Origin of the sequence: Vibrio sp. OPT41 (assembly GCF_015163595.1) — a bacterium.
In the GTDB taxonomy this organism is placed as follows: Bacteria; Pseudomonadota; Gammaproteobacteria; order Enterobacterales; family Vibrionaceae; genus Vibrio; species Vibrio alginolyticus.
This window is the reverse complement of sequence record NZ_JADDYH010000029.1, coordinates 183,532-196,991: the sequence shown is the minus strand read 5'-3', so window position 1 is coordinate 196,991 and position 13,460 is coordinate 183,532. Positions and strand designations below refer to the sequence as shown.

Sequence of the window (13,460 nt, the reverse complement as noted above, 5' to 3'; positions counted from 1 at the left end):
ATTAGTTACAAGCGTCTTTCAGTGCTTTACCAGCTTTGAAAGCTGGTACTTTTGCTTCTGCGATTTGGATTTCTTCACCAGTTTTTGGGTTACGACCAGTACGTGCAGCACGAGTACGAACGCTGAATGTACCAAAGCCAACTAGAGCGACTTGATCACCAGATTGAAGAGTTCCGCTTACTGCTTCGATGAATGCATCTAGAGCACGACCCGCTGACGCTTTAGAAATATCTGCATTTTCTGCGATTTGTTCTACTAACTGAGTTTTATTCACTGTAATTTCCCCTTTGTGTCATCTGTGATTATTTTTGTGATGACTTTCGTTCCATTGTTAAGAAAATATGCTCCACCCCTTATTCATCAAGGGCTGGCAGCTATCGAAACTAACTTAGCGCCCAAAAAAAACGCTGACAAGCCTTTTTGGGCTTATCAGCGTAAACTTTTACTTATTTTTGCTACACATCACTATTTTTGAGACTCAAACTCAACGCCCGTCGGGTCTCGCTCTAGTGCGACTTTCAGTACTTCATCAATCCACTGTACAGGGATAACTTCCAGATCCGCGATAACATTATCAGGAATCTCTTCCAAATCACGCTCGTTATCTTTTGGAATTAGCACTGTCTTAATGCCACCACGGTGTGCCGCAAGTAACTTCTCTTTTAGGCCGCCGATAGGTAGAACCTCACCACGCAGTGTGATTTCACCCGTCATCGCTACTTCTGCTTTCACAGGGTTGCCTGTTAGAGAAGAAACCAATGCTGTACACATTGCTGTACCCGCACTTGGGCCATCTTTTGGTGTCGCGCCTTCCGGGACGTGTACGTGAATATCTTTCTTCTCGTAGAAGTCAGTATTGATACCTAGCTTTTCTGCACGAGAGCGAACCACTGTCATTGCTGCTTGGATAGACTCTTGCATCACATCACCAAGAGAACCCGTTTGTGTCAGCTTACCTTTACCTGGCATTGATTGAGTTTCAATCGTTAATAGATCGCCACCCACTTCGGTCCAAGCTAGGCCAGTTACTTGACCAATTCGGTTACTTTCATCCGCTTTACCGTAATCGAAACGTTGAACACCTAAGTACTCTTTTAGGTTGTCCATCGTTACCGTTACTGACTTGATGTCCTTATCCAGCAAGATGTTCTTCACCGCTTTACGGCAGATCTTAGAAATCTCACGCTCTAAGTTACGGACACCCGCTTCACGCGTGTAGTAACGAATGATGCCAATAATCGCAGAATCTTCAATGACGATCTCATCCGCTTTCAAGCCATTACGCTTCACTTGTTTATCAACAAGGTGACGTTTTGCAATGTTCAGCTTCTCGTCTTCGGTGTAACCAGATAAACGAATAACTTCCATACGGTCTAACAATGGACCCGGGATGTTCATCGAGTTCGATGTCGCAACAAACATAACGTCAGAGAGATCGTAATCCACTTCTAGGTAGTGATCGTTGAACGAGTTATTCTGTTCAGGATCAAGTACTTCTAGTAGAGCCGATGCCGGATCACCACGCATATCTGAAGACATTTTGTCGATTTCGTCCAATAAGAACAGCGGGTTCTTCACACCAACCTTCGACATCTTCTGGATCAATTTGCCTGGTAATGAGCCGATATAAGTACGACGGTGACCACGAATTTCCGCTTCATCACGCACACCACCCAACGCCATACGAACATACTTACGGCCTGTAGCTGAAGCAATTGAACGACCAAGAGACGTTTTACCTACACCAGGAGGACCAACAAGACAAAGGATAGGACCTTTTAGCTTGTTGATACGGTTTTGAACAGCCAGGTATTCAAGGATACGTTCTTTGACGCGTTCTAGACCGTAGTGATCTTCATTAAGAACCTCTTCTGCTTTCGCTAAGTTTTTCTTAACTTTTGAGCGCTTAGCCCAAGGAACGCTGACCATCCAATCAATGTAGCTACGAACCACTGTTGCTTCAGCAGACATTGGAGACATCATCTTAAGCTTTTGCAGCTCTTGCTCTGTCTTTTCACGTGCCTCTTGAGGCATTTTTGATTCGTCAATCTTCTTCTGTAGCGTTTCGAACTCGTCTGGTGCGTCTTCCATCTCACCAAGTTCTTTCTGAATCGCTTTCATTTGCTCATTCAGATAATACTCACGCTGAGATTTTTCCATTTGCTTTTTAACGCGACCACGAATTCGTTTTTCAACTTGCAGCAAGTCGATCTCTGATTCCATCTGGCCCATCAGGAATTCCAGACGCTCAGTGACGTCAACAATTTCAAGCACTTGCTGCTTATCCACCAACTTTAACGGCATATGAGCCGCAATGGTATCCGCTAAGCGTGCGGCTTCGTCGATACCATTAAGTGACGTTAGCACTTCTGGTGGAATCTTCTTGTTTAGCTTAATGAACCCTTCAAACTGATTAATCGCGCTGCGAACAATCACTTCTTGCTCACGCTCATCCAATTCTGGCGTAACAACAAATTCAGCTTCCGCTAGGAAAAAGTCACTCTCTTTAAAGTGATTAATTTTTGCTCGCTGCTGGCCTTCGACCAATACTTTTACTGTGCCATCCGGAAGCTTCAAGAGCTGGAGAATGGTGGCTACCGTACCTACGTCAAATAGGTCGTCAACCGTAGGCTCGTCAGTATCCGCTTGCTTTTGTGCCACAAGAAGAACTTGTTTGTTGGTTTCCATCGCCGTTTCTAGACAGCTAATCGATTTCTCACGACCAACAAACAATGGAATAACCATGTGTGGGTAGACCACTACGTCACGTAGAGGTAGTACCGGGATCTCGATACGCTCGGAACGTTCCAAGTTCATATAATTCTCTCTTCCGCTTTCACGTTTAACGTATTACTTAAGGCAGTATATGGGGGCTAATTGTTTGGATTCAATAAGAGAAATAAAAAAAGGAGGTAATTACTTACCTCCTTTTTCATTATGGCTGAATTTACTCTGCTCCAGCTGCCTGATTGTCTGCGTTACTGTAAATAAGCAGTGGCTCTGACTCGCCATTAATGACGGACTCATCAATCACGACTTTACTAACGTCTGTTGCAGATGGTAATTCGTACATGGTTTCAAGTAGCACGCCTTCAAGAATCGAGCGTAAGCCACGAGCACCTGTTTTACGCTCCATTGCTTTTTTCGCGATAGCGCGCAGCGCATCTTCACGGAATTCAAGTTCGGCGTTTTCTAGCTCAAACAATGCTGCATATTGCTTGGTCAGTGCGTTCTTCGGTTCACATAGGATCTGAATCAACGCTTCTTCATCAAGCTCAGTCAGTGTTGTTGTTACAGGTAGACGACCAATGAATTCTGGAATGAGGCCGTACTTCACTAAGTCTTCAGGTTCAACTTGAGTAAATAGCTCACCTACCGTCTTCGATTCATTCTTCGAACGAACTTCAGCACCAAAGCCAATACCTGTACCTGTTGCAACACGCTGCTCAATCACCTTGTCTAAGCCAGCAAAAGCACCACCACAAATGAACAGGATCTTAGATGTGTCCACTTGTAGGAATTCTTGCTGAGGATGCTTACGACCACCTTGAGGTGGAACCGATGCAACCGTACCTTCGATAAGTTTTAGTAGCGCCTGCTGAACACCTTCACCAGATACGTCACGCGTAATAGATGGGTTTTCAGCTTTGCGTGAAATCTTATCAATTTCATCAATGTAAACGATGCCGCGTTCCGCTTTAGCTACATCGTAATCACATTTTTGCAGAAGCTTTTGGATGATGTTTTCAACGTCTTCACCTACGTAACCGGCTTCGGTTAGTGTCGTCGCGTCTGCCATTGTAAATGGCACATCCAAGAATCGAGCTAATGTCTCCGCAAGTAGTGTTTTACCGCTACCTGTAGGACCAATTAGAAGGATGTTACTCTTACCAAGCTCCACACCTTCGCTCGTTGTATCACCATTGCGTAAACGCTTGTAGTGGTTATATACCGCAACTGCGAGCACTTTTTTCGCGTAATCTTGCCCGATCACATAGTCATCAAGGTGTTCACGGATCTGTTTTGGCGTTGGTAACGCTTCAGATTCTTTCTTAGGGAGAACATCCTTGATTTCTTCGCGAATAATATCGTTACATAAGTCGACACATTCGTCGCAAATGTACACTGACGGACCTGCGATTAGCTTGCGAACTTCGTGCTGACTTTTGCCGCAGAAAGAACAGTACAGCAATTTACCGCTGCCACTTTCTTTGCTTTTATCTGTCATTCGCTAACCTCTTAGCCTTTACTCTTCATGAATGAGTGTATATCAATTTTTGCCAAAATGCGCTGGCTAATTACTCGCCACGGTGGCTTAACACTGCATCCACGATACCGTATTCCACAGCCTGCTCTGATGACATGAAGTTATCACGATCAGTATCGCGCTCAATGACTTCAAGAGGTTGGCCTGTATGTTCTGCTAACAACTTGTTTAGCTTCTGTTTAATCGTCAGGATTTCCTGAGCATGGATTTGGATATCAGAAGCTTGACCCTGGAAACCACCCAATGGTTGGTGGATCATTACACGAGAGTTAGGCAGTACGTAACGCTTACCTGGCGCACCACCTGCAAGCAGGAAGGCACCCATTGAACATGCTTGACCCATACATACTGTGCTCACATTTGGCTTAATGAACTGCATGGTATCGTAAATAGACATACCAGCTGTTACGCTGCCGCCTGGAGAGTTGATGTATAAGAAAATATCTTTATCTGGATTTTCAGATTCTAGGAAAAGTAGCTGAGCCACGACAAGGTTTGCCATGTGGTCTTCCACTTGACCCGTTAAAAAAATCACGCGCTCTTTAAGCAGACGTGAGTAGATGTCGTAAGAGCGTTCGCCTCGGGAAGTTTGTTCAACCACCATTGGTACTAGCGCGTCCATAATTGGCGACATTGCATTTTTTTCTTGGTAGCTCATATTCTTATGTCCCTAAAATAAATGGCCCGGATGATGACTATCATACGGACCATTGTTAGCAGAATAGTTAACGTTAAGTCAACCTTCTACGCAAGATATTGCTTATTAAGCAGCAGGTTGTTGTTGGTTAAGTAGCTCGTTGAAGCCTACTTCTTTCTCAGAAACCTGTGCTTTAGCGATGATCGCGTCGATTGCTTGCTCTTCTAGAGCTACGTTGCGCATGTTGTTCATCATTTCTTCGTTTTGCTCGTAGTAAGCAATAACTTCTGATGGATCTTCGTATGCAGTAGCCATTTCTTCGATTAGCGCTTTAACTTTCTCGTCGTCCGCTTTTAGCTCTTCAGATTTGATTACTTCACCTAGTAGAAGACCAACAACTACGCGACGTTTAGCTTGTTCTTCGAACAGTTCACGTGGAAGCTGAGCAGCAGCTTCTGGGTTACCACCGAAGCGTTGTGCAGCTTGTTGACGTAGAACTTGGATTTCTTGCTCGATAAGCGCTGATGGTACGTTGATGTCGTTTTGCTCAACTAAACCGTCAATCGCTTGCTCTTTGATGCGGTTCTTAACAGCTTGCTTAAGTTCGCGTTCCATGTTCTTACGAACTTCAGCTTTAAGTGCTTCAACACCACCTTCAACAACACCGAACTTAGCAACGAACTCGTCGTTTAGTTCTGGTAGTTCACGAGCTTCAACTTTGTTCACTTTGATTGCGAACTTAGCTGCTTTACCTTTTAGGTTTTCAGCGTGGTAATCTTCTGGGAAAGTCACGTCGATGTCGAATTCCATACCAGCAGTTTTACCAGCGATACCGTCTTCGAAACCAGGGATCATGCGACCAGCACCCATTTCTAGAGGGAAGTTCTCAGCTTTACCGCCTTCGAACTCTTCACCGTCGATAGAACCAACGAAGTCGATGCTTACGCGTTTGCCATCTTCTGCTGCTTCTTCAACTTCAACCCAAGTTGCTTGTTGCTTACGTAGAGTATCGATCATCTCTTCTACGTCTGCATCTTTAACTTCTGTTAGTGGTTTTTCAACAGTGATGCTCTCTAGGCCTTTAAGCTCAACTTCTGGGTAAACTTCAAAAGTTGCAGTGAAAACTAGGTCTGAACCTTCTTTGTTCTCTACAGGAGCGAAAGTTGGAGCGCCAGCTGGGTTGATTTTCTCTTTAACGATAGCTTCGATGAAGTGGCGTTGCATTACTTCACCAAGAACGTCTTGACGTACTGCTTTGCCGTACATCTTAGCAACCATTTTTAGAGGCACTTTACCCTTACGGAAACCATCGAAACGACGGTTTTTAGCGATGTTGCGTAGTTCAGCTGTTACAGCGTCTTCGATGTTTGCAGCTGGAACAGTAATGTTTAGACGGCGCTCTAGGCCCTCTAGCGTTTCAACAGTAACTTGCATTATATATAAACCTCTAAAGTGGCTCGGTTTTCCGAGCGTATGAGCGAAACTCAGAGGAGCTTACGCTTCATCCTTGTGTAGTGTTCTGTCCGAACACCTAATTTAAAATCGAGTATCGATACTGGTTGTCAGTACCGGACTAATCAGTGATATCTTCGATAAAATAACCAAAGGTATCTCCTATTAGCCTCAGGACAGAATTTTTAGACGCGACATTCTAGCGATCTGTCGCAACCCTGTCGAGCCAATAGCCACTATGTGGACATTGTCTGCGCTAAATTCTCGAATGCTGACCCATTTTTTCTTCAAAAATGCGATTCAGACACCGTCTAAGCATCGCCAGCATATCTAGAATGGGGACAATAGCGACTTTTTCAAGAGAATCGACCGGTTTTTTTATCGAAAAGCCTAAAAAGAGATCTTGCTCTTGTTTTACTCCACAGAGTTGAAAACTAAATCCCTAATCCTTCCTACAAACTATTAACATTTTCTTACGTGACCAAAGGAAGTTGTAAGGAGTGTAAGGATGTCGCAAAAAAAACGGATTCTGCTGACATTTTTTGCTTTCTATTTCCTGTGCGCAATTATCGGTGGCCATTGGGTTTGGCAGACCAGTTATCAATCTCTACTTGATAAACACCAATCACAGCTGGAGCAATTTTCTGGCCATATAAAAAATAAACTCGATAAGTACGCCCATATCCCAAATCTTCTCGCTAAAGATGATCCTCTTTATCAAGCGCTTCTGCACCCCAACAACAGTGCGCAACTGGAAATCACTAATCGGTATTTAGAATCCGTTAATGGCGTGATTGAAGCAGCGGATACGTACTTAATCGATCAATGGGGTACAACGATCGCGGCCAGCAACTGGCGTAAACAGCGCTCCTTTATCGGGCGAAATTTTGCATTTCGCCCTTATTTCAAACAAGCCATTGTAGGCAAAAGAAGCCAATACTACGCACTGGGCTCAACATCTGGTAAACGTGGCTACTACTATTCTTATCCCATCATATACGCTGGCGGTGTACTTGGTGTCGTCGTGGTGAAGATGGACCTAAGTAAGATAGAGGACAACTGGCAGCAACCAAACAGTGTTTTTGTCGCCAGCGACCCATACGGAATTGTTTTCATGAGTAGCCGAAGTGAATGGCTACTCAAAAGCTTACAACCACTGACAAAAAAAGAGAAAAAGCAAGTTTGGGCAAGCCAACAATATCTTGATGCGCCAATTGAAACGCTTGGATTAGTGGGTAGTTTGGACGAGGTGCATTCTGAGCTTAAACAGGGTTACCCATACAATAAAGGAACCTTGGTGGTCTCTTCGCTGCCCCTTCCCGAACTCAAACTGACAATTCGTGTGCTGTCTCCTAAACAGTCGATCGTTTGGTTCACCATGGGTTACATCTTTGTACTCACTCTAGCATTCATGGTTTTGTTTTTAATTGGTCAGCTTATCTATCACCGTCAACAGCGTCACTTGCAACTTGAACGAATTCAACAAGAAGCAAATCAAAAGTTGGAATATCAAGTCATGGCACGGACTGCCGAGTTGCAAGCGGAGATCGCACAGCGTATCGATACCGAGCAAACTTTACGCGTTACTCAAGATGAATTGGTGCAAGCAGCGAAACTCGCGGTGTTAGGACAAATGTCGGCCAGTATCAGCCATGAACTGAATAATCCACTTGCAGCAATTCGTAGCTTTGCGGAGAACGGCAAGCTGTTTCTAAAAAAAGAAAAATATGAGCGAGTGGAAGATAATCTCACTCGCATTTCTGCTCTCACTGACCGTATGGCAAATATCAGTCAGCAACTTCGCTCTTTCGCCAAAAAAACCAGTGGTGACGAGTTGGCTCAATCTCGATTGTTCCCTGTGATTGCCTCTGTAAAAGAACTGATGAAGCCCGCATTTAAATCAGGGCGCGTCACGTTAGAAACAAATTTGCCAAAGCATGATGTTGAAGTGCAGATCAATATTATTCAACTGGAGCAAGTGTTGGTCAATTTACTGACTAATGCGATAGAAGCACTCAAAGAACAACAAGACAAACAGGTAGAATTATCTGTAGAACACGATGAGCACACTGATTTGGTTTGGATTCATGTTGATGATAATGGCCCAGGGCTTGGCTCTTTCTCACTTTCTGATTTATGTGAACCGTTTCTAACCACTAAACTGAACGGTTTAGGTTTGGGTCTCTCTATCTCGCAACAAATCTTAGCCAGTATGAATGGAAAATTATGTGCCCATAATCGAGAACAAGGCGGCGCTCGATTCTCATTGTGTTTACCTATCACTTCTTACAACACTGAACCATCAAAAGGATAAGATCATGTGTCAGGTGTTTTTTATTGATGATGAGGCCGATCTCAGAATCGCTATAGAACAGACCTTTGAACTGGCGGATATCGACGCCAAGTTTTTTGTGGATGCAGAATCGGCTTTAATAGCGATGCAGCAAGGAGAAGAAGCTGGCGTCGTGGTCACTGATATCTGTTTGCCGGGCATTTCTGGTATGGATATGCTGACAACTTTGACTCAACGCGATGCAAACTTACCCGTCATCATGATCACTGGACACGGTGATATTTCCATGGCTGTGCAAGCCCTTCATCAAGGCGCTTACGACTTTATTGAGAAACCTTTTGCGCCAGAACATTTGGTTGAAACGGTTAAGCGGGCGATTGAGAAGCGCAAACTAACCAATGAAAATGAAAAACTGCGCCTGTCACTTAAAGCCAGTAAAACCCTTGGTCCACGAGTTATTGGTGAAACCGCTAGCATCCAAATATTACGAGAGACCATCACCCAAATCGCCGATACCGACGCCGATATTTTATTGTTTGGTGAAACCGGTACAGGGAAAGAGTTAATCGCTCGTTCTTTACATGAGCAAAGCTCTCGCCGGAACCAAAACTTTGTCGCCGTAAATTGTGGAGCGGTTCCAGAGAACTTAATTGAGAGTGAACTCTACGGCCATGAAAAAGGCGCATTCACTGGCGCCGAAAGCCGTCGTATCGGTAAATTTGAGTTTGCACAAGGCGGCACACTTTTCTTGGATGAGATCGAGTCGATGCCTATCCAAGCCCAAATTCGTTTATTGAGGGTATTACAAGAGCGCGTGATTGAGCGTGTCGGTTCAAATGAATTATTGCCTTTAGATATTCGAGTGATTGCCGCAACAAAGGTCGATTTAAAACACGCAGCTGAAGAAGGTACTTTCCGTCAGGACCTCTATTATCGGCTCAATGTCGTGACCTTGGATCTCCCGCCACTACGCGAACGAAAAGAAGACATTCCAGCCCTCTTTCACCACTTTCTGTTGGTAGCAGCTTCACGTTATGGCAAAAGCTCACCTAGCTTGTCACCCCAAGATCTAGCGCAACTGATGAGCCATGACTGGCCTGGCAATGTTCGAGAACTCAGAAATGCTGCAGAGCGTTTTGTGCTATTGGGTAAGTTAATTCAGTTGGGAGAATCGAACCCAGTTGCTAAGTCTTCCTCAAGCCTTGCAGAGCAAGTGGCGGAGTTTGAGAGAGCAGCCATTGAAGGCGCTTTATTAGAGAACAACGGTAGTATTAAACAGACAATGTGCCAATTGAATGTGCCAAGAAAAACCCTTTACGACAAGATGCAGCGCTACCAAATAAATAAAGACCTTTACAAATAAAACACGTTCAAATAGCTGGCATTATATTCAACTTGAATCATAATTTTTAACAACGGGTTTATCATGGTTGTTATAGATATGAACGAAAAAGTGAGAATACCGATTGTTACAGATACCGTGCTCGTAGACGGTTGCTATCAAGAAGAGAGAAGATTCGGTGAAGAGCGTCGTAAAAATAAAAAGAGGTGGCGACACTATGAACGTCGAATTAATTCAGACCCGCGCAAAACTTGTTACAAGTCAATAGACGAAGAGGTGTGAATTCTCACACCTCTTTCTACTTTCTGGCTTCCATTACTTGGTAATGATCTCCGGCCCCATCAAGGTAGTAGGCAACCAAGTCGAAACCCATGGTACATATGTGACGATAATTAGGAACAAGAACATCACTCCAACCCAGGGTAATGCTGCCTTCACTACGTTCATCATCGACATTTTGGCAACACCAGCGGTCACAAATAAGTTAAGACCCACGGGCGGCGTTATCATTCCTATCTCCATATTCACCACCATCATTATGCCCAAATGAATTGGGTCTATACCTAATGCAATCGCAATTGGGAACACGAGCGGCGCAACAATGATCAACAAGCCTGATGGCTCCATGAACTGACCACCAATCAGCAACAAGACGTTCACCACAATCAAGAAAGTGATGGGTCCGAGACCAGCCGAGAGCATCGACTCGGTGATCATTTGCGGGATGCGTTCTTCCGTTAAAACATGCTTCAAAATTAAGGCATTAGCAATGATGAACAGCAGCATGATGGTGAGTTTGCCCGCTTCATACAGGGTGTGTTTCGTGTCTTTATGAACAAAGGTTTGGAAGATTTTAACGAGCGCAGGTTTAGTGTTTTTCTTGTCTGCAAATGGCCCCATGTCTTTGTATACAAAGTTAGCAATAAAGAATGAGTACACAGCAGCAACCGCAGCGGCTTCTGTCGGCGTAAAGATACCGCCATAGATACCACCAAGAATGATGACGACCAACAACAAGCCCCAGCTTGCATCCTTGGCGGCATCAAAAGTTTCTTTCCAACCGACAAAAGGTTGCTTTGGAAGGTTCTTGATTCTCGCGGCAATGTAAATCGCGATCATCAACATGACACCCGCCAGCAAACCGGGAATCACACCACCAAGGAACATACGTCCAACTGACACATCCGTTGCGGCTGCATACACCACCATCACAATCGAAGGTGGGATCAAAATCCCTAGCGTACCTGCGTTACAAATTACCCCAGAGGCAAACTCTTTTGAGTAACCGTTTTTGATCATACCTGCGATAACAATACTACCTATGGCAACAACCGTTGCAGGTGAGGAACCTGACAACGCGGCAAACATCATACACGCTACAACCGAAGCCATCGCCAAACCGCCGCGGAACCAGCCTACAATGGCAATGGCGAAACGAATGATCCGCTTTGCTACGCCACCCGTCGACATAAAGCTTGAAGCCAATATAAAGAATGGAATAGCCAATAGCGTGTAGTGGCCCGCGAATGCATTAAACAGCGTTTGAGCAACTGACGCTAAAGAGGCATCCGAATGCATTAAAAGGAAAAGAACACTGGAAAGGCCCAGCGAAATAGCAATTGGCACGCCAACCAGCATAAAGCCAATTACCATCAAAAATAGAAATAAGATATCCATGGCTTATTGCTCCTTGTTTTTAGCGTCTTGCGAGGCCTTTGGAGCCATTACGTCTTCAGCGTCACTCATCTCAGCTTTAAGAGATTCGAGCTCTTCCTCCGCTTCATGTCCTGCAATCAAGCGATCGAGCTTACTAGTAGCGATTTGCCACGTGACTTGAACAAATCTAAACGTTAGTAGCGCCATTCCAAGTGGCAAAGCGAAGTAAGGAATAAAACGTGGCAGCTTTTCATAACGCTCTCCCTCATTTAACCAGTCGGCCATGAACTGGAGTATTTCAGGCATCGGAATATCGTCCGTTTCATACCACGCTCGGTCAGTAGCGAACGGATACCAGTAGTTCCAAGCGCCAATTAACAGCAAAATAGAGAAGGCTAAGCAACACATTGCAGCAAAAAGCGCCAGGGCTTTTCGTTTACTTTCCGGAACGATGTTAATAATGACATCGACACCAATATGAAAGTGTTTTTTCACACCATAAGATGCGCCAACCAACACCATCCATGCGAACATGAAAACGGTGAGCTCAAGCGCCCAAAGAATATTGTCGTTAAAGACATAACGAAAGATGACATTGGCAAAGGTCAGCAAGGTCATGGCACCCAAGAAGAAAGCAATCAAAGTCTCTTCAATGGCATCGGTGATTCGTCCAGCCTTGGCAAAAAAAGTCTGTTCCATAATTACATCACGTCGTCTGTAGGGGGAAAGAGCCCCCTCAGTTTGAGAGGGCTAAATGTGCTAGGTGTTATTATTTTTGGTTAGACGCCAAAGCGGCTTCGATTAGGTCAGAACCAATGTCTTTTTCGAACTTCTTCCATACTGGTTGAAGTGCAGTGACCCATTCTTGGCGCTGTTCTGGCGTTAGAGTACGAACCACACCACCTGCTTCGATGATATTGTTCTTATTCGCAAGGTTTACTTTGGTTGACTCAGCATTACGCTGCGCAGTTACCTCTTGAATAATGGTGTTTAACTGCTCGCGCTGATCATCTGGTAAGTTTTTCCAGAAGTCGTTTGACGTCACAACTAAGTAATCCAGAATTCCGTGGTTCGTTTCCGTAATGCCATCTTGAACTTCGAAGAATTTTTTGCCGTAAATGTTTGACCAAGTATTTTCTTGACCATCAATAACCTTAGTTTGCAAGCCGCCGTAAACTTCTTTGAACGACATTTTTTGTGGGTTAGCACCTAGCTGCTCAAACTGAGCAACGAGTACATCAGACGCTTGAACACGGAACTTAAGTCCTTCAGCATCAGTTGGAGAAATGAGCGGCTTGTTGGCTGACATTTGCTTCATGCCGTTATGCCAAAACGCAATGCCTTGTAGGCCACGACGTTTCATTGAATTTTTCAGCTTTTCACCCGCTTCCGAGTTTTGGAAACGGTCAACCGCGTCGACATCATCGAACAAGAAAGGAAGATCGAAAAGGCGGTACTTCTTGGTGAATTTCTCAAACTTAGAAAGAGAAGGAGCAGCGAGTTGAACATCACCATTCAGTAGCGCTTCCAACACTTTGTCATCATCATACAGTGTTGAGTTAGGAAACACCTGCATACAGACTTTACCGTTCATCTCTTCGTTGACGCGCTTTTCAAGTAACGAAGCCGCGATGCCTTTAGGGTGTTTGTCCGCGTTCGTTACATGGCTAAACTTGATGACCGTTTCACCCGGGTCACAATTTGCGGCAGCATTAAAACTGGTAACAGCAAGTGCAGAGACAGATAGTAGAGTTAGAGGCTTAAACATTATTATTCTCCTTGTTGAATCACATCCCATCCCGTCCATGAGTAA

General features: G+C 44.5%; 11 protein-coding genes. 3 read left to right on the top strand and 8 right to left on the bottom strand.

The genetic code is table 11. The features are described from left to right. Position 1: 1 nt before the first annotated feature. From IQP38_RS13720 to tig, 5 genes are all read right to left on the bottom strand, one after another. The gene (locus IQP38_RS13720) at positions 2-274 is read right to left on the bottom strand and encodes an HU family DNA-binding protein (protein WP_005382341.1); all 273 of its coding nucleotides are present in this window, start codon (positions 272-274) and stop codon (positions 2-4) included. A gap of 191 nt (positions 275-465) precedes the next feature. Further along, the gene (lon, locus tag IQP38_RS13715) at positions 466-2,817 is read right to left on the bottom strand and encodes an endopeptidase La (RefSeq protein WP_005382343.1); all 2,352 of its coding nucleotides are present in this window, start codon (positions 2,815-2,817) and stop codon (positions 466-468) included. Between the two features lie 130 nt (positions 2,818-2,947). Continuing rightward, on the bottom strand, positions 2,948-4,228 hold the full coding sequence (gene clpX / locus IQP38_RS13710; protein WP_005382345.1) for an ATP-dependent protease ATP-binding subunit ClpX: 1,281 nt from the start codon (positions 4,226-4,228) through the stop codon (positions 2,948-2,950). A 70-nt stretch (positions 4,229-4,298) separates the two neighbouring features. Continuing rightward, positions 4,299-4,925 carry an ATP-dependent Clp endopeptidase proteolytic subunit ClpP gene (gene clpP / locus IQP38_RS13705; RefSeq protein WP_005382347.1) on the bottom strand — a complete coding sequence of 209 codons (627 nt, stop codon included), beginning with the start codon at positions 4,923-4,925 and terminating at the stop codon, positions 4,299-4,301. Positions 4,926-5,030: 105 nt separating this feature from the next. Beyond that, complete coding sequence (gene tig, locus IQP38_RS13700; RefSeq protein ID WP_005382251.1) at positions 5,031-6,338, bottom strand: trigger factor; 1,308 nt, start codon at positions 6,336-6,338, stop codon at positions 5,031-5,033. Between the two features lie 526 nt (positions 6,339-6,864). Between tig and IQP38_RS13695 the strand changes: the two genes are divergently transcribed. The 3 genes from IQP38_RS13695 to IQP38_RS26430 all read left to right on the top strand — a co-directional run bounded on the left by IQP38_RS13695 (position 6,865) and on the right by IQP38_RS26430 (position 10,273). Continuing rightward, the gene (locus tag IQP38_RS13695) at positions 6,865-8,670 is read left to right on the top strand and encodes a sensor histidine kinase (RefSeq protein WP_017634782.1); all 1,806 of its coding nucleotides are present in this window, start codon (positions 6,865-6,867) and stop codon (positions 8,668-8,670) included. 4 nt (positions 8,671-8,674) lie between these two features. After that, positions 8,675-10,012, top strand: coding sequence for a sigma-54-dependent transcriptional regulator (locus tag IQP38_RS13690; protein ID WP_017634783.1), 1,338 nt, complete (start codon positions 8,675-8,677; stop codon positions 10,010-10,012). A gap of 78 nt (positions 10,013-10,090) precedes the next feature. After that, the gene (locus IQP38_RS26430) at positions 10,091-10,273 is read left to right on the top strand and encodes a hypothetical protein (protein WP_021034161.1); all 183 of its coding nucleotides are present in this window, start codon (positions 10,091-10,093) and stop codon (positions 10,271-10,273) included. 33 nt (positions 10,274-10,306) lie between these two features. On the opposite strand, the gene IQP38_RS13685 is transcribed toward IQP38_RS26430, so the two are convergent. From IQP38_RS13685 to IQP38_RS13675, 3 genes are all read right to left on the bottom strand, one after another. Then, positions 10,307-11,668, bottom strand: coding sequence for a TRAP transporter large permease (locus IQP38_RS13685; protein ID WP_005382255.1), 1,362 nt, complete (start codon positions 11,666-11,668; stop codon positions 10,307-10,309). Between the two features lie 3 nt (positions 11,669-11,671). Further along, on the bottom strand, positions 11,672-12,346 hold the full coding sequence (locus tag IQP38_RS13680) for a TRAP transporter small permease (RefSeq protein WP_193837672.1): 675 nt from the start codon (positions 12,344-12,346) through the stop codon (positions 11,672-11,674). A 70-nt stretch (positions 12,347-12,416) separates the two neighbouring features. Next, positions 12,417-13,415, bottom strand: a complete 999-nt coding sequence (locus tag IQP38_RS13675) for a TRAP transporter substrate-binding protein (RefSeq protein ID WP_017634784.1) — start codon at positions 13,413-13,415, stop codon at positions 12,417-12,419. Between the last annotated feature and the right edge of the window lie 45 nt (positions 13,416-13,460).